Annotated in this window: 13 protein-coding genes and 1 riboswitch; of the genes, 8 read left to right on the top strand and 5 right to left on the bottom strand. The window is 76.3% G+C overall.

The window, feature by feature from the left end; all coding sequences use genetic code 11:
* Positions 1–20: 20 nt before the first annotated feature.
* The 4 genes from CELF_RS10560 (at position 21) to CELF_RS10575 (ending at position 4,973) form a co-directional block, all read left to right on the top strand.
* On the top strand, positions 21–782 hold the full coding sequence (locus CELF_RS10560; RefSeq protein WP_013771243.1) for a YqjF family protein: 762 nt from the start codon (positions 21–23) through the stop codon (positions 780–782).
* Between the two features lie 9 nt (positions 783–791).
* Positions 792–1,730 carry a hypothetical protein gene (locus CELF_RS10565; protein ID WP_013771244.1) on the top strand — a complete coding sequence of 313 codons (939 nt, stop codon included), beginning with the start codon at positions 792–794 and terminating at the stop codon, positions 1,728–1,730.
* A 103-nt stretch (positions 1,731–1,833) separates the two neighbouring features.
* A riboswitch (cyclic di-GMP riboswitch) is annotated at positions 1,834–1,908 on the top strand.
* A gap of 15 nt (positions 1,909–1,923) precedes the next feature.
* Positions 1,924–3,873: a PKD domain-containing protein gene (locus CELF_RS10570; protein WP_013771245.1), complete on the top strand. Its 1,950-nt coding sequence runs from the start codon at positions 1,924–1,926 to the stop codon at positions 3,871–3,873.
* Between the two features lie 116 nt (positions 3,874–3,989).
* Complete coding sequence (locus tag CELF_RS10575; protein ID WP_013771246.1) at positions 3,990–4,973, top strand: glycosyltransferase family 2 protein; 984 nt, start codon at positions 3,990–3,992, stop codon at positions 4,971–4,973.
* A gap of 93 nt (positions 4,974–5,066) precedes the next feature.
* Here CELF_RS10575 and CELF_RS20440 read toward each other — a convergent pair whose 3' ends face one another.
* Both CELF_RS20440 and CELF_RS10585 read right to left on the bottom strand, forming a co-directional pair.
* A complete protein-coding gene (locus CELF_RS20440) occupies positions 5,067–5,288 on the bottom strand; it encodes a CDGSH iron-sulfur domain-containing protein (RefSeq protein ID WP_013771247.1) in 222 nt (73 codons plus the stop codon).
* Positions 5,285–6,310 (bottom strand): iron-containing redox enzyme family protein, encoded by a 1,026-nt coding sequence (locus CELF_RS10585; RefSeq protein ID WP_013771248.1) that lies wholly within the window; start codon positions 6,308–6,310, stop codon positions 5,285–5,287. Before CELF_RS10585 ends, CELF_RS20440 begins: the two co-directional genes overlap by 4 nt.
* Positions 6,311–6,510: 200 nt before the next feature.
* On the opposite strand from CELF_RS10585, the gene CELF_RS10590 reads away from it, so the two are divergent.
* On the top strand, positions 6,511–7,596 hold the full coding sequence (locus tag CELF_RS10590) for a carboxylate-amine ligase (protein ID WP_269471689.1): 1,086 nt from the start codon (positions 6,511–6,513) through the stop codon (positions 7,594–7,596).
* Positions 7,597–7,602: 6 nt separating this feature from the next.
* Here the strand turns inward: CELF_RS10590 and CELF_RS10595 are convergent, their stop codons facing one another.
* The gene (locus CELF_RS10595; RefSeq protein ID WP_013771250.1) at positions 7,603–10,443 is read right to left on the bottom strand and encodes a cation-translocating P-type ATPase; all 2,841 of its coding nucleotides are present in this window, start codon (positions 10,441–10,443) and stop codon (positions 7,603–7,605) included.
* A gap of 136 nt (positions 10,444–10,579) precedes the next feature.
* Here CELF_RS10595 and CELF_RS10600 point away from each other — a divergent pair, with 136 nt between their 5' ends.
* A complete protein-coding gene (locus CELF_RS10600; protein WP_126297733.1) occupies positions 10,580–11,107 on the top strand; it encodes a hypothetical protein in 528 nt (175 codons plus the stop codon).
* Positions 11,108–11,149: 42 nt separating this feature from the next.
* Here the strand turns inward: CELF_RS10600 and CELF_RS10605 are convergent, their stop codons facing one another.
* Positions 11,150–13,795, bottom strand: a complete 2,646-nt coding sequence (locus tag CELF_RS10605; RefSeq protein ID WP_041553444.1) for a winged helix-turn-helix domain-containing protein — start codon at positions 13,793–13,795, stop codon at positions 11,150–11,152.
* Positions 13,796–14,002: 207 nt separating this feature from the next.
* Here CELF_RS10605 and CELF_RS21175 point away from each other — a divergent pair, with 207 nt between their 5' ends.
* Positions 14,003–14,968, top strand: a complete 966-nt coding sequence (locus CELF_RS21175; protein WP_013771253.1) for a DUF6325 family protein — start codon at positions 14,003–14,005, stop codon at positions 14,966–14,968.
* A 76-nt stretch (positions 14,969–15,044) separates the two neighbouring features.
* Positions 15,045–15,365: an SHOCT domain-containing protein gene (locus CELF_RS10615; protein WP_013771254.1), complete on the top strand. Its 321-nt coding sequence runs from the start codon at positions 15,045–15,047 to the stop codon at positions 15,363–15,365.
* A gap of 237 nt (positions 15,366–15,602) precedes the next feature.
* Here the strand turns inward: CELF_RS10615 and CELF_RS10620 are convergent, their stop codons facing one another.
* Complete coding sequence (locus CELF_RS10620; RefSeq protein WP_013771255.1) at positions 15,603–17,195, bottom strand: MFS transporter; 1,593 nt, start codon at positions 17,193–17,195, stop codon at positions 15,603–15,605.
* Positions 17,196–17,259 lie beyond the last annotated feature (64 nt).

Here is a 17,259-nt window from a genome sequence, read left to right on the forward strand (position 1 = left end):
GGGGGAGGAGGGCCCGAGACGTGAGCGGCCGCAGCCCCGACGCGCCCGTCCGTGCGCCCGCGTCGTACCAGCGGTGGGACGGGATCACGTTCCTGCACTGGCCGTACCCGCCCGCGGTCGTCGGCGCCCTGCTGCCGCCCGGGCTCGTGGTCGACGTGCTCGACGGCGCGGCGTGGGTGGGGCTCACGCCGTTCGCGATGCGCGACGTGCGGGTCCCCGGCCTGCCCGCGCTCCCCCGCTGGTCGCAGTTCCTCGAGGTGAACGTGCGCACGTACGTGCGGCACCCGGCGAGCGGCACGGACGGCCTGTGGTTCCTCACCCTCCTGTGCCCGCGTCGGGCGTTCGTCGCCGCGATGCGGGTCCTCGGGCTGCCGTACGTGCACGCGGCGGGGGCGGTCGTCCGCACGACCGGCGCGGTCGAGTACGCGGCCGCCACGGACCGGGGGCGACGGCTGCGCGTGGTCGTCGAGCCGGGCGACGCGGTCCGGTTCCCCGACGCGTGGTCCGACGCGGTGACCGGCCGCTGGAACGCCTTCACCCGACGCGCGGGGACGCTGTGGCGGGTCCCCGTCGAGCACGCGCCCTGGCCGCTGCACGACGCCGCCGCGCCACGTCTGCGGACCGACCTGCTGGAGGCCTGCGGGCTGCCGACCCCGTCCGGCGCGCCCCGGGTGTCGTGGTCGCCCGGCGTGGACGTGCGGGTGGGCGCCCCGCGTCCCGTGGCCCTCGTGCACGTCCCGCACCGACGTGGACGTGCGGCGGCTGTCGGACCCGGTGGCTAGCGTCGGGCCATGGACGCGACGGCGTGGCTCCTCGACGGTGACCCGGCGATCCGGTGGCAGGTCCTGCGCGACCTGACCGACGCACCCGCCGACGCGGTCGCGGCCGAGCGGGCGCGTGTCGAGCACGAGGGGTGGGGCGCCGCGCTGCTCGCCGCGCAGGACCCCGACGGCCGGTGGGCGGGCGGTGCCTGCTTCCCCGCCGGGTACGCGGGCGACGAGCCGGGCCAGCCCTGGACGGCGACCATGCACGTCCTGCAGACGCTGATCCTGCTGGGGCTGGACCCCGGATCGGCGTCCGCGCGGCGCACCGCGGCGCTCGTCGCCGAGAGCTGCCGGTGGGAGCACGACGGCCAGCGCTACTTCGACGGCGAGGTCGAGCCGTGCATCAACGGGCGGACGATCGAGGCCGGCGTGTGGGCCGGGGTGGACGTGCGTCCCCTCGTGGAACGCGTGCTCGACGAGCAGCTCGCCGACGGCGGCTGGAACTGCGAGGCGGAGCTCGGCTCGGTCCGCTCCTCCTTCGACACGACGATGTGCGTGCTGGACGGCCTGCTCGCCGTCGAACGGGCGCACGGCGACCCGACGGTGCGGGCGGCGCGGCTGCGCGGGCTGGAGTACCTGCTGGAGCGGCGGCTGTTCCGCCGCGCCAGCACCGGGCAGGTCGTGGACCCGGCATACCTCGAGCTCGCGTTCCCGTACTACTGGCACTACGACGTGCTGCGCGCGCTCGACCACGTCCGGGCCGCGGGCGACCCGCCGGACCCCCGGATGACGGAGGCCGTCGAGCTCGTGCGCAGCCGGCGCCGGGCCGACGGCCGCTGGGCGCTCGACCGCGTGCACCCGGGTCGGGTCCACCTCGAGATCGAGGGTCCCGTGGGTGCGCCGAGCCGGTGGAGCACGCTGCGGGCGATGCGCGTCCTGCGGTGGTGGGACGCGGCCTCAGCCTGACGCCGGCGGGCCGGTCGCCGCCGGGTGAAACCGCGGGTGACACGTCCCCTCGGCGGCCCCTCGACCCTTGTCGGCGCGGCAGCGGCGTTCGTAGCCTCGAGAGGTCAGACAAGGGCACACCCGTCGCGAGGCGGGGCCGCAAAGCCACGGGACCCACGCGGTCAGCCGGGCTGCCGACCAGGGGGCCTTCCACATGCACGCCATGCACTGGCGCGCGCCCGCGCGCACGCTCGTCCGCACCCGCACCCGCACCCACACCCGCACCCGAATCCGCACCGGCGCCGGCACGGGGCGCAGCCGAACCGCCCACGCGACCCCGCGGCCCCGTCGCGCGGGCCGGGTTGGGCTCGTCGCGCTGCTGCTCGCCACCACGGCGGTGCTCGTCCCGCTCGTCCCCGCGCCCGCGGCGGCGGCAGAGCCGGACCTCGCGCCGTCCGGCCTGCTGTTCGGTGCCTACGTCGCGCAGCGCTCGGCACCGAGCGTCGAGGCGGCCACCGCGGCGTTCGAGGAGCGGGTCGGCCGTCGCCTCGAGCTGCACCGCTGGTACAGCCGCTGGGACGAGACGATGCCGCCATCCGGGCTGCGCGCGTCGGTCGCCGCGGGACGCACGCCGGTCCTGTCGATCGAGCCGCGCACGCTCGCGGGCACCCGGCTGTCCTGGGCGTCCGTCGCACGCGGGGACCACGACGCACGCATCCGGGCGCAGGCCACGGGCGTCGCGTCGCTCGGCGTCCCCGTGCTGCTCGCGTTCCACCACGAGCCCGAGCTCGCGGGCACGCACGGCACCCCCGCCGAGTTCCGCGCGGCGTGGCGGCGCTACGTCGAGGTCTTCCGGGCAGCGGGCGTCACGAACGTGCTGTGGACGTGGATCGTGACGCCCACGGTGCTCGGCGGCACGACGGGTCCCACGGCGACCGACCTGTACCCGGGCGACGACGTCGTCGACCGCGTGGGGCTCGACGCCTACAACTGGGCGGGCTGCGCACCGGGAGTGCCGACCGCGTGGCGCTCGATGGCGACGATCGCGGGACCGGCCCGCGACTTCGCCCGCGCGCACGGCAAGCCGCTGCTCCTCGCGGAGTGGGGCTCGGTCGAGGACGCGGCGGACCCGGGCCGCAAGGCGGCGTGGCTGCGCGAGTCGCTCGCGACGCTCGCGTCGTGGCCCGAGGTCGAGGGCGCGCTGTACTTCCACCAGCACGGCACGTGCCCGTGGTGGACGGACTCCACGGCGACGACGGCGGCCGCGTTCACCGAGATCGCGAACTCCCCCACCGCGCACGGGCGCACGAGCGCGTGGCTGCGCGCCTCCACGGTGCTCGGCGGTGCACCCCTCGCCGTCGCGTTCGACGCGTCCCGCAGCGCGGGCGCCGGCACGGCGACCGGCAGCGGCGTGACGACGTGGCGGCTCGACCCCGGCGACGGCACGCCACCCACGACCGGCACGGGCACACCACCGGCCGTCCTGGCGCACACGTACCGGACGGCCGGCACGTTCCGGGCGCGGCTCGACGTCACCGACGCCGCGGGCGGCACGGCCACGGACCAGCGGACGGTGACGGTGGCCGCGGCGCCCACGCTCGAAGTCGCCGCGCGCGCCGTGACCACGACCGGTGCCGAGCTCGTCGCGTGGGTCGACCCGGACGGGCTGACCGGCATGGTCCGGTTCGAGTGGGGCACGTCCACGGCCTACGGCGCGACCGCCACCGCGTCCGTGCCTGCCGTGACCTACGCGGCGACCACGCCCGTCGTCGCCACCGGCCTCGCGCCGTCGACCACGTACGCGGTGCGGGTCACGGCGGCCACGGCGGCCGGCACCACGACCCGCAGCACGACCTTCAGCACCGCGGGCGCGCCGACGACGTCCACCACGTGGGCGTCGGGCACCGCGCGCACGTCCACCACGCTCGGCGCCACCGTGAACCCGCGTCTCGCCGCCACGAGCGCCTGGTTCGAGTGGGGTCCCACGGCGGCGCTCGGCGCGGGGACGGCTCCCGTCGCGCTGTCCGCCGTCGGGTACGACACGACCCTCACGACCGCCGTGGCAGGACTCGCCCCCGGCACGACGTACCACTACCGGCTCGTCGCCCGGAACGCGCACGGCTCCGTCGCCGGTCCCGTCCGCACGGTCACGACGAGCCGCTGACCGCGGGACCGCCCGGCAGGCCCGTGCTCGCGTGGAGCGGCGGGGCCGGCCGCGCGCGGCTAGCGTGGGACGCGGTGCAGCAGCCGCCGCCTCGTGGAGAGGCCGACGGAGGCGCGATGACCGGTACGCCCGCCGTGCGCGACCCCGGTCGCGTCGAGTACGTCCTGCCGCTGCGGTGGACCACGGACGAGGACCTGCCCGAGCTGACCGCGTACCTGCGGGCGCTGTCCGCGGCGGTCCCCGTCATGGTCGTCGACGGCTCGCCGGAGCCGCTGTTCGCCGCCCACCGGCGCGCCTGGGCCGGGGTCGTCCGCCACGTCCGCCCCGAGCCCTGGCCAGGGGCGAACGGCAAGGTGCGCGGCGTCATGACGGGGCTGCACCTCGCGTGGGCCGATGCGGTCGTCCTGGCCGACGACGACGTTCGGTGGCGTCCCGCGCAGCTGCGCCGTGCGCTGCGGCTCCTGGAGGACGCCGACGTCGTCGTGCCGCAGAACGTGTTCGAGCCTGCGCCGTGGCACGCCCGGTGGGACACCGCGCGCACGCTGGTGAACCGCGCGTGCGGCGGCGACTGGCCGGGCACGCTCGTCGTGCGCCGCTCACGGCTCCTCGACTGGGGCGGCTACGACGGCGACGTCCTGTTCGAGAACCACGAGCTCGTCCGCACCGTCGCGGCGCACGGTGGCCGGGTGCTCCGGGCGGACGACCTCTACGTGCCGCGGCGCCCGCCGCGGACCCGGACCTTCTGGTCGCAGCGCGTGCGGCAGGCCTACGACGACCTCGCGGAGCCGCTGCGGCTGACGGTCGAGGCGGCGGTGCTCCCGACGCTCGTGGCCGCGGCCGTCACGCGCCGCGCCGGACCGGCGCTGGTCGTCGCGGGCGCGTCCGTGGGCCTCGCGTGGCGGGGTCGACGGCTCGGCGGGGGCCGTGCCGTGTTCCCCGCGGGAGACGTGGCCCTCGCGCCGCTGTGGGTCGCCGAGCGCGCGGTGTGCGTCTGGGCCGCGCTCGCGCTGCGCGCCCGCGGCGGGGTGCCCTACGCGGGCGGTCGGCTGCTGCGGGCGGGGACGCCCGGCCGGCGCCTGCGCACGCGCGTGACGCTCTGACCGGCCCGGGGCGACCTGCGGAGACCGGCCCGGAGCGACCCGCGGAGCCGCGACGGCGGCGCCGGGCGCCCCGAACCTCCGGAGCCCCGAACCTCAGGGCGCCTCGAAGCCGATCGCCTTGTGGCTGCCGTCGCACCACGGCTTGATCGCGGACGCCCCGCACCGGCACAGCGCGACGGTCGCCCTGTGCTTCTCGACGGGGTTGCCGCGGTCGTCGACCACGGGCACGTCCCCGCGCACGAGCAGCGGGCCGTCGGGGCACGCGACGATCGAGCCGCGCGGCACGGCGCCCTCGTGGGGTCCGGCGGGGCTCACGCGGGCACCCGGAGCGAGGTCGCGCCGCGTTCCCAGGCCGCGACGAGGTGCTCGCCGACGAGCTCGTCGAGGTAGAGGCACGCGCACGCCCCGAACAGGATGTCCGGCACGAGGTCGGGTTCCTGCTCGGCGAGGCCCCCGGCCAGGTCCCGTCCGGCGATCTGCTCGTGCACCGCGTCCGCCTCCACGTGCTCGTCGAAGTACTCGGTCACGTCGGCGCCGTACCCGTGCCGGCGGAACCCGTCGCCGTAGCGCCGGTTCGGCAGCGACGACGTCATCTCGAACGCCGCGAGGTGGCCCGCGGTCGCGCCGCGCAACCGGCGGTGCAGCCCGAACAGCGACATCGTGTTGACGGCGGCGAGCGTCACGGCGGGCACCTCGTCGACGTAGCGTCCGAACGTCGACTCGAGCCCGGCCCCGCGCATGGTGCGCGCGAACAGCTCGGCGTGCATCCGGTCCGGGGCGCCGCCGCCGTACTCGTCCGCCTGGATCTCCACGAGCGCGGCCTTCGCCGGGCCCTGCAGCCGGGGCACCGCCCACGTGTGCGGGTCGGCCTCCTTGAGCTGGTACACCGAGCGCTGGACGAGCAGCTCGCGGAGCTGGTCGCGTGTCGCCTGCTTGCCCACGTACCGCGACAGGCTCGGCCCGGGTCCCGGCGCGGTCAGCGTGAACAGCGTGTCCGCCACGGCCCGGCGGTCCGGGGGCACGTCCGCGGGCACCTGGACGCGCTCGCGCAGGGTGCGCTCGAGCGCGTCCTCGAGCAGCCCGCGGGCGCGCAGCACGTCGGGGTGCCACTCCCACGCGTCGTCGACGCCCTCGATGCCGCCGTAGTGCAGCTCGTACAGCACGAACAGCGCGAGCTGCACGTCGTCGTCGAGGAGCAGGTCGTCGGACGCGTCCACGGCGGCACGGGCCGCGTCGAGCAGCCGGTCGTCGGGGGGCGCGTCGAGGCGGCCCGGGGCGGCGGCCAGCGTGTCGGCGAGCAGCGTGCCCAGCGGTCCGCGGGGCTGGGGCGGCTTCATCAGGTCCTCCGTCCGGGCGCGGCTCGGCCACGACTCCGAAGCCGACGAGCAGCACCAGCGTCACACGGCTCCGCCGGGCCCGCACGGCGGCACCCGCACCCGTCGCAGGTGGGAGCCCCGCCGCCTCACGCCGCGGGCCGCGACCGGGCGCGAGCGCGCCTCCGCGCGCGCCCTGGCGCCCGCTCCCCCAGACTGTCCGCGTGCGAACCATGGGTGTCGAGGAGGAGTTCCTGCTGGTCACGCCTGACGGCGTACCGACGGCGGTCGCGCCGGCGGTGCTGCGGCTCGCGGCCGCGGAGCCGTCCGACCCGCGCCCGGGCGGCGACGTCGAGAAGGAGTTCAAGCAGGAGCAGGTCGAGACCTCGACGCACCCGTGCACCGACCGCGACGACCTGCTCGCGCAGGTGCGCGACGGCCGCGCCCGCGCGGACGCGCTCGCGCAGGCCGCCGGCGCCCGCGTCGCCGCGCTCGGCGCGCCGCCCCAGGACGTCGAGTCGACCGTGATCCCCGACCGGCGCGCGCACGAGATCCGTGCCCGCTTCGGGCAGACGGCACGCGAGCAGCTGACGTGCGGGTGCCACGTGCACGTCGCGGTGCAGGACGACGACGAGGGCGTGCGCGTCCTCGACCACCTGCGCCCGTGGAACGCGGTGCTCCTGGCCCTCAGCGCGAACAGCCCGTCCTGGTCCGGGTCGAGCACCGGCTACGCGAGCTACCGCTCGCAGGTGTGGGGCCGCTGGCCGACGTCGGGCCCGACCGCGCCGTTCGGCGACGGCGCGACCTACCGGCACGTGATCGCCGACCTGCTGCGCACGGGCACGGTGCTGGACGACGGGATGGTCTACTTCGACGCGCGGCTGTCCGCGCACTACCCGACCGTCGAGGTCCGCGTGGCCGACGTGTGCCTCGACGCCGCGGACGCCGTGCTGCAGGCCGTGCTCGTGCGCGCGCTGGCCGAGACCGCGGTGCGGACGGAGCCGGCCGTGGCCCCGGTGCGCGCCGAGGTGCTGCGGACGTGGACGTGGCGGGCCGCGCGCTCGGGCGTGACGGGGGACCTCGTGAGCCCGTCGACCGGCGAGCCGCGCCCCGCGGCGGACGTCGTCGGCGAGCTCCTCGACCACGTGCGCGACGCGCTCGCCGAGGCGGGCGACCTGGAGTGGACGGAGCGGCAGCTCGGGCACGTCCTGCGCCGCGGCAACGGTGCGGTGCAGCAGCTCGCGTGGCGCGCGCAGGGCGCCGACGACGACGCGCTGGTGCGGCGCGCCGTCGACGTCACGCAGCTCTGAGAGCCCTCATGCGGCCGCCGCCGGGCCGGCACCGGTCGACCCGTCCGGAACCGCGACCTCCGGCACCGTCGCGCGTCCGCGCACCGGGCTGACCGCCTCCTGCGGCGAGAGCTGCGCGGACGGCGTCGCCCGCCGGCGACGCATGAGCACCTTGTCGAGCTCGGCGACGACCGGCAGGACCAGCGCGAGGCCGATCGCGGCGAGCCACTGCTCGCCGGACAGCGACTGCGTCGTGAGCCAGCGCTGCAGGAAGTCGAGCTCGGTGGCGAGCACGACGAGCACCACGGGGATCGACAGCACCTTGACCGCCGACAGCACGGGCGGCAGCAGCCCGGACTCCGGCTCGCGCCGCAGCACGAGGCCCGAGAGCGTCGACCCGAGGCCCATGACGACGAACGCCATCGTCATGGACGCGCTCGGCTCGGTCGTGGACAGCGCGTCGGGGCCCGCGACGAGCGGCACGGCCGTCGCCGCGCACAGCACCACGCCGTACAGCACCCAGCGGCTGATCGCGTGCCGGTTCCCGATCCCCTGCTTCGGGTCGCGTGGCGGCCGGCTCATGATCTCGGGGCCGACCGGGTCGAGCATGATCGCGACGACGGGTGCGACGCACACGAAGAAGTTGAGGAACAGCACCATCATGGGCGTGAGCGCGACGCCGTCGTTCAGGTCGGCGATCGTCGCGAGCAGGAACAGCAGCACGAGCCCGATGAGCTGGCTCATCTGGAACCGGATGTACGCGGTGATCTTCTGGTAGATGCTGCGGCCGAGCTCGACGGCGTGCACGAGCGTCGAGAAGTTGTCGTCGGTGAGGACGAGCCGCGCGGCCTGCTTGGTGACCTCGCTCCCCGAGCCCATGGCGACGCCGATGTCCGCCTGCTTGATCGCCGCGGCGTCGTTGACCGCGTCGCCCGTCATCGCGACGACGAGCCCCTGGCGCTGCATGAGCTGCACCAGGCGGAGCTTGTCCTCCGGGGTGACGCGCCCGAACACGTGCAGGTCGGGCAGCCGCGCGAGCAGCTCGTCGTCGGTGAGGCGGGCCAGCTCGGCGCCGCTGATCGCGCCGGGCGGCAGGCCCAGGTCGGACCCGATCGCGGACGCCGTGACCGCGTGGTCGCCCGTGATCATCCGGACGTCGATGCCGGCTCGGTGCGCGATCTCGACGGACACCTTCGCCGAGGGCCGCAGCGGGTCGACGATCCCCACCATGCCGACGAACACGAGCCGCTCGACGTAGGCCATCGGGTCCGCGACGAGGCCCGGCTCGTCGGCGGGCGTCAGGACCCGCACCGCGAACGCGAGGGTGCGCAGCCCGGCGTGGGCCAGCCGGTCCTGCTCGGCGTCGATCTGCTCGCGCAGCACCGCCAGGTCGACGAACTCGCCGGGGGCTGCGAGCGCGTGGGTGCACCGGTCCAGCACGACGTCGGGGCCGCCCTTGACGACCTCGACCAGCGAGCGCTGCCCGCGCCACGGCATCCAGTGCGCGGTCGCCATGAACTTGTACGCCGAGTCGAACGGCACCTCGGCGACCCGCGGGTACTCGCGGCGGCTCTCCTCGGCGTCGACGCCGAGCTTCGCGGCGAGCACGACGAGCGCGGCCTCGGTCGGGTCGCCGACGACATCACCCGCGTCGGAGACGAGCGCGTCGCTCGCGAGGCACAGCCCGTACGCCAGCGGCGTGAGGTCCGGGACCTCGGCGCCCGCGGCCGCGAGCACGCGACCGGTCTTGGTGTAGCCCGCACCCTCGACGGTGTAGTGCCGGCCGCCGAGCCACAGGGCGGTGACCGTCATCTCGTTGAGCGTGAGCGTGCCGGTCTTGTCGGAGTTGATCGCGCTCGTCGCCCCGAGCGTCTCGACGTCGGAGAGGTTCGCGACGATCGCCTTCGCGGCGGCGAGCTGCTTCGCGCCGTACGCGAGCATGGCCTGCACGAACGTCGGCAGGCCCGTCGGGATCGCGGAGATCGCGACGGCCGTCGCGAGGAACAGCAGGTCGGCGATCGGGTCGCCGCGCACCACGCCGATGACGACGATGAGCGCGACGGCGGACCACGCGATCGCGCCGAGCACCTTGGTCAGCGCGTCGAGCTCGCGCTGCAGCGGCGAGCGCGTCTTCTCGACGGACGACAGGAGCGTCGCGATGTGGCCGATCTGCGTCGTCATCCCGGTCGACGTCACGAGCAGCGTGCCCGTGCCGCGCGTCACCGCGGTGTTCTGGAACGCCATGTTGGTGCGGTCGCCGAGCGGCACGTCCTCGTCGGCGAGCGCCTCGGTGGACTTGCCGATCGGTGCGCTCTCGCCGGTCAGCGCGGCCTCCTGCGTCTCCATGGTCGCCGTCCGGGCGAGCCGGCCGTCGGCGGGCACGATGTCCCCCGCCTCAAGCTCGACGACGTCCCCGGGGACGAGCTGGCTGGCGGGGACGAGCGAGACGGCACCGTCGCGGCGGACCTTGCTCGTCGGCTCCTGCATCGTCGCGAGCGCGTCGACGCTCTTGCGCGCCTGCATCTCCTGGCGCGTGCCGATCACGACGTTGAGCAGCACGAGGAACCCGACGATCGCCGCCGTGGACCCCTGCCCGATCGCGATGCTCACGACCGCGACCGCGACCAGCATGAGGTTCATCGGGTCGCGGACCTGGCTCAGCAGCACCGACCACACGGACGGCGGGGCCTGCGCCGTCAGCGTGTTCGGACCGTACTGCCGCTGCCGCAGCCCGGCCTCGGCGGCCGTCAGCCCTGTCGCCGGTGCGGTGCCGAGTGCCCGCGCCGCCTCGTCGGTGCTGAGCGCCCACCACCGGGTCTCGCTCCCGGTCGCGCCCTGCACGGCCGGCACGCTCGTCGTCTGGGCCACGACCGCCTCCCCTGGGTCGGCCCGGACGTACCGGGCGCATGGACCTGGACGTCGGACGCTAGGGCGGCTGCGCGCGCGGCACATCACTCGCGGCAGGTGATGCGAGCGCCCCCGGGTGCGGGGCGACACTGCCCGGGTGACCGACGACTCCCCCGCCACCGGAGCCCCGCGGTCGGTGCGGGTACGCACGCACGCGGCCGAGCACCGCCGCCGCGCGTCGCACCTGTACGGTCTCGTGATCTCGGGCTCGGTCCTCGCGGCCGCGCCCGACGACTTCGGGCTCGTCCGGCTCGGCTCCGCGGTGGTCGGGACGCTCCTCGTCTACTGGCTCGCGGAGTCGTACGCGCACTGGACGGCGCTGCGCGCGCTGCAGGGCCGTCCCCTGACGCCGCACGAGCGCCGCGAGGTCTTCCTCGACGGTCTCCCGCTCGTGGCCGCCTGCGCGGTCCCCGTGACGGTGCTGGTGGTCGAGGCGGCGCTCGGCGTCGAGCCGGGGCTCGGCGTGCGGGTCGCGCTCGCCATCAACGCCGCGCTGCTGGTCGTGGTGGGGTGGAACATGGCCGGGGAGGGCGGCATCTCCGGCTGGCGGCGCGTCGGCGCGAGCGCGCTGACGGGGGCGCTGGGCCTCGCGATGGTGGTGCTCAAGCTCGGCCTGCACCACTGACGCGACGTCGCGGGCCGCGCCCTGACGGCCCGGCCCGGCCCGTCAGGGCAGCAGGCCCAGCTCGCGCCCCCGGCGGACGGCGGCGCGGCGGCTGCCGACCTCGAGCTTGCGGAACAGCGACTTCAGGTGCGCCTTGACGGTGTTGACCGAGACGAACAGGTCGTCCGCGATCTCGGCGTTGCTCTGCATGGTCGCCAGCGCGGTGAGGACCGCGAGCTCGCGGTCGGTGAGCGCGCCCGCGAGCGGTGCGGGCTCGGCGACGGGCGCCTGCGGGCCGATGAGCTCGCGCACGCTCGCGGCGAGCGCGTCGGTGCGCGCACCGGCGACACGGGCCACGGGCTGGCGCACCGAGGGCGGCGCGGGCCGGACGAACGGCAGCACGACTCCCTCCGCGGCGGCCTCGTCGAACGCGGCGCGGGCGAGCGCGTCCGCCCGGCGCGGCTCGCGCGCGGCCTCCGCCACGCCGGACGCCACGAGCAGCGCCTCGACCCGGGTGAGCAGGTCGAGGTCCGCGTCGTCGGCGAGGACCTCCTGCACCTCCTCGGCCGCCGCCGGCGTCTGGTGCCGGGCCAGGTCGGTGCGCGCGCGGCAGACGCGCCGCACGTCCGCGCTCGGCCGGCCGGGGATCGCCAGACCGGCGAAGGGCTCGTCGCGCAGGGCAGCGCGCACGCGCAGGTCGGTGGCCGCGCGGGCGACCATGTCCGCGGCGACCGGCGGCACGTCGATGCCCTCGGCGGCGCGCGCGGCGTCGGCCAGTGCGGCCGTCGCGGCCCGGGTCCGACCCGCGGCTAGCGCGACCTGCGCCTGCAGGGCGTGCATGGCGACCACGAGCACCGGCTCGTCGCCCCCGACGTCGGCCGCCCAGCCGTACGCGAGCGCCCGCTCGGCCCCGCGCCAGTCCCCCCGGACCAGCCCGACCACGGCCGCCGCCGCGTACGCGGGGCGCAGCTGCTCGTACGACGTCCAGCCGGCCTGCTCGGCGAGCACGAGGATCGTCGTCACGCGCTCGAGCGCGGCCTCGTACCGGCCCTGCACCGCGTCGCACAGGGCGAGGTACGCACGCCCGTTGAGCGCCATGAGGCTCAGCGGCGCCGGGTCGTCGCGCACGAGCCGCTCGAGCTCGGTGCGTGCCGCGTCGACCCGGCCGGACCAGAACAGCCCGGTGGCGCGCAGGTCGTGGGCCCAGCTGCGGTACGTCGCGAACGCGGGGAACGGCACGGGGGTCCGCGCGAGGACGTGGTGCGCGGCGGTCGCGGCGGTCGTCGTCGCGGTCACGTCGCCGCGCCCCCGGGCGGCGTGCGCGTCGAGGATCTCGACGAGCACCTCGGCCGCACCGCGGTGCGCGTCGTCGAGGTCGTCCAGCAGCGCCCGGGCGCGCGCGACGTGGTGCCGGCACGCCGGGATCCGGCCCTCGACGCCCGCCACGGCACCGGCGCACAGCGCGCACCACACGGACTGCGTCTGCTCCTCGAGCGGCACGGCGTGCGCCGCCGCCAGCACCGCCGTGCGGTCCGGCCCGGGCAGCAGCAGCGCCGCCGACTCGACGAACACCTGGGCGAACAGCTCGAGCTCCTCCGCGGCCGCGGCGTGCTCGAGCGCGCGCAGCGGGTCGCCGTGCTCGACGTGCCACCGTGCCGCGCGCGCGTGCGTCAGCCGGTAGGCCGCAGGGTCCTCGAACCGCAGCGTGCCGCGCAGCATGTCCCGCAGCAGCGGGTGGAACCGGTACTGGACGGCGCCCGTGCCGCCGTCGCGCCGCGTGTCGTCGACGCCCCAGCCGTGCCCGGTGACGACCGAGACGAAGTCGTGCGCGGCGACGCGCTCCTCCAGGTAGCGACCCGCGGGCGCTCCCGGCACGAGCGCCGCGGCGAGGTCGATCGTCAGCGGCGACGCCACCGACGTCCGCAGCAGGAAGTCCCGCACCGCGGGCTCCTGCCGCGCGAGCACCTCCTCGACGAGGTACTCCGCGACCGCCCGGTCGCCGTCGCCGAAGTCGACGAGCACGGCGCGGCCCGGCTCGGCGAGCTGCTGCAGCCCGAGCCGCACGCCGACGGGCCACCCCTCCGTGCGCTCGAGCAGGTGCTCGACGTCCTCGGGCTCGACGTCCACGCCCTCGGTGCCGGCGAGCGCCCCGACGTCGGTCGCGTCGAACGCCAGGTGCTCGGCCCGGACGTGGCCGACGCGGCCGTCGAGCGCGAGGCGGCGCAGCGGCAGGGGCGGGTCGGTGCGGCTGATGAGCACGACGTGCACGGCAGGCGCGTAGCGGACCAGGTCGCCGACGGCCTCCACGACCTCGGGCGAGCGCAGGTGCTGGGCGTCGTCGAGCACGAGCACCACGTCGCCGGGCAGCGTGCCGAGCGTGTGCAGCAGGTGCGTCGTGAACGCGTCGGTGATCGCCGGCGGGACCTGCAGCCGGTGCACCTCGTGGTGGCGCGGGACGGGCGTGGACGCGACCGCGGCGACGACCCGGTGCCAGAACACGGGCAGCACGTCGTCGCGCGCCTCGAGGGTCACCCACGCCGGGCGCAGGCCCCGGTCCGCGCACCAGCCGGCCACCGCGGTCGACTTCCCCCACCCGGCGCCACCGACGACCGCGGTCAGACGCCGGTGCCGCGCCCCGTCGAGGAGCGCCCACACCCGCTCGCGCGGGACGGCGTGCGGGACGACGGGGGGCGGGGCGACGGGGCGCACGACGGACGCCTGGGAGGAGGCGACGGGCGCGACCGAGGCCAGGGCGTCGCGGACCCCTCCCCGAGCCGCTATCCCCTCCGGTTCCTGGCGTCGAGCCGGCCCGGTGGTGGCCATGGGGACACCGTAGCGACGTTCACCCGTCCGGGGTGAGGGGTAGATCGTCCTTTTTCCACCACGCTGGGCGCACGGAGCGGCGCGGGAGGTCGGATGGCTACGGGGCTCGCGGAGATCACGGTGGCCGGGGCGCTCCCGGTGCCGTGGCGGCCCTGGCTGCGGGCGCGCGGCGTGCGCGCGATGCGCCGGCAGACCGTCCTGCAGGGCTCGGTGCCCGACGGCGCCGCGCTGCCCACGCTGCTGGAGCAGGCGCACGACCTCGGGCTCGGGGTGTCGGTGCTGTGGCAGGAGAGCCGCCGCGACACCTCCGGCGGCGTCGCGGTGCGGCTCGTCGTGGACGGCGGCGTCGGGGACGTCCTGCTGTCGATGCTCGACCAGCTCCGCGACGGCGACCGTGTCCCGTGCACGACGCTGGCCGTGCGCACCGGTGCCGTCGACGACGTCGCGCGCTGGCTGACCGAGCACGGCCGCGTCGTGCTCGGCACCGTGCACCCCCTACCACCCGAGGCGGGTGATGCCCGCGCACCGGCGGGCGCGCAGGGTGGCGTCGCGGTGGACCCGCCGCACGGGTGGGGCACCGGTGACGAGCACGGCCCGGACGAGGAGGCGGACGTGGAGGCTGACGTGGACGTGACCGAGGAGCTCGGGCCGATCGACTACCTGGTCGTCGAGTTCCCGCAGAACAAGCTGGACGGCACGGCGTTCCCGCTGCTCGTCGACCTGGTCGACCGCGGGATCATCCGCGTGCTCGACCTGGCGTTCGTCGAGAAGGACGCCGACGGCCAGGTGCACGCGATCGAGCTGCACGAGGCGGCGTCGGGCGAGGTCGACCTCTCGTTCTTCGAGGGGGCGTCGTCGGGGCTGCTCGGCGACGACGACATCGCGGAGGCGGCGCAGGCGCTGGAGAACGGCTCCGCGGCCGGGATCCTCGTCTTCGAGAACCGCTGGGCCGCACCGTTCGCGGCGGCGCTGCGACGCGGCGGCGGTCAGCTGGTGGCGAGCGGGCGGATCCCCGTGCAGGCGATCCTCGCGGCGCTCGACGACCTGGACGCTGCCTGACGCAGCCCCGGGGAAGGCGCCCGCGGCCACGCCGGCCGGCGAGGCGCGCGACGGAAGCGGGACGAAGGAGGGGACGATGCCTGGACTGATCCGCGGGGTGGCCCGCACGGCGGTGGTCGCCGGGACCGCGAGCGCGGTGTCCGGCCGGGTGCACCACCGGCAGCAGCAGAGGTGGGCGGACCAGGCGGGGCCCGGGTACGAGCCGGCGCCGCAGGAGGCGTACGCGGCTCCCGTCGCCTACGCCCCGCCGCCTCCCCCGCCTCCGGCCGCCGCTGCGCCGTCGCCCGACATGGACGCCAAGATCGCGCAGCTCAAGCAGCTCGCGGAGCTCCGCGACCAGGGGGTGCTGTCCCCCGCGGAGTTCGAGGTGCAGAAGGCGAAGCTGCTGGGCTTCTGAGCGGACGGCGACGGCCCCGGGGCACGGTTCCCCGGGGCCGTCGCGTGTGCGCGGGCGGCGGTCGGCGGCACCCGTCACCGCCATGGCGTGACCCGTCCGTGCGGACGCCGGGCGACGACGCTCCTCCGTCCGGACGCCCGGCCGTGACGCTCAGCCGTCCGGACGCCCGGCGACGACGCTCAGCCGTCCGGACGCCCGGCGACGACGCTCAGCCGTCCGGACGCCCGGCGACGACGCTCAGCCGAAGGCGGCGCCCTCGGCGGCGCTGCCCGGGCGCGGGTCCGGCAGGCGGCGCATGCGCAGCGCCCCGACGACGCCCGCGAGGCCGACGGCCAGCGGCACGAGCAGCGCGACCTGCAGGGCGCGCGGCCGCACCTCGGTGTTGATCCGCACGATCTCGTCCTGCACGTCGGGCGGCTCGTCGGCGAGCAGCTCGGCGAGCTGGGTGTTGCTCATGAGCTGCGCGTCGTCCTCGAGCGCGCGGGCGACCTGCTGCTGCTGCTCGGGGTCGAGCACGGAGCTCGCGGACGCCTGCGACGTGAACCCGACGGCGAGCGCGCCGAGCATGAGCGCACCCGCGACGGCGAGCCCGAACGACAGCCCGAACGACCCGGCTGCCGAGTTCACGCCCGCGGCCTCGCTCACGCGCTCCTCGCTCACGGGCGACAGCGTGTAGTTGTTGAGCTGCGACACGAGCAGGCCCAGCCCGGAGCCGGCGACGACGAGCGGCAGCGCGAGCGCCCACCCGGAGGTCGCCCGCGGCACGACGGGCAGCAGCGCGGCGATCCCGACGACGAGCAGCGCGAAGCCCGCCAGGACGAGGTCCGCGGGCCGCCGGGTCCCGGCGCGCCGCCCCGCGAGGAGTGCGACGGCGAACATGCTGAGCGAGAGCGGCGCGAGCGACAGGCCCGCCGCCATCGCGTCGTACTCGAGCACCATCTGCAGGAAGATCGGCAGCGCGATCATGGCGCCGCCGAGGGCGATCTGCTGGAGCATCTGCTGCGAGACGCCGACGCGGAACAGCGGCGAGCGGAACAGCCCGGGGTCGATCAGGACGGGCCTGTCCGTGCGCTCGCGGCGCAGCAGCCAGCGCACGAGGGCCACGAGCGCGACGGCGCCGACGGCGAGCAGCGCGCCGACCGCCTCGCCGCCCTCCTGCCAGACGAGCACGCCCAGCACGATGCCGCCCATCGCGAGCGCGGACAGCACCGCGCCCACGACGTCGACGGACCGGTCGCCGGTGTACGGGACGTCCCGGACCCGCCGGATGCCCGACAGCACGACGGCGATGACGACCGCCTCGAGCGCGAACGCGACCCGCCACGACAGGTAGGTCGTGAGGAACCCGCCGATGAGGGGACCGACCGCGGCGGCGATCGACGCCGACGCCCCGACGAGCGCGTACACCTTCTTCTGCGCGGGGCCGGTGAAGTTGCCGTGCACGAGCGACTGCATCGAGGGCAGCAGCAGCGACGCGCCGAGCCCCCCGACGACGGCCCACAGCACGACGATCGCCGTCAGGCTCTGCGCGAACGTCATCGCGAGCGCGCCCGTCGCGTAGCCGAGCAGCCCGAGGACGTACGCACGCTTGCGCCCGACGAGGTCGCCGACCTTGCTGCCGACGAGGATGAACGCCGCGGACACCAGCGCCTCGAGCGCGATCGCGGACTGCACGCCGCTGACCGTCGTGCCCAGGTCGCGCACGACCGCCGAGATCGACACGTTCATCAGCGAGGTGTCCACGACCAGCACGAACATCGCCATGGCCAGCAGCACCGCCAGCCGGCGGTCGAGGCCCGCGGCTGCGGCAGGTCCGGCCGGTGCGCCCATCGTCGTCCCACCCGTCCGTCGGCGGCGTCCGTCGACGGCAGCGTCACGGTCACGGCAGGGCCGC

It is taken from the genome of Cellulomonas fimi ATCC 484 (assembly GCF_000212695.1).
Lineage (GTDB): Bacteria > Actinomycetota > Actinomycetes > Actinomycetales > Cellulomonadaceae > Cellulomonas > Cellulomonas fimi.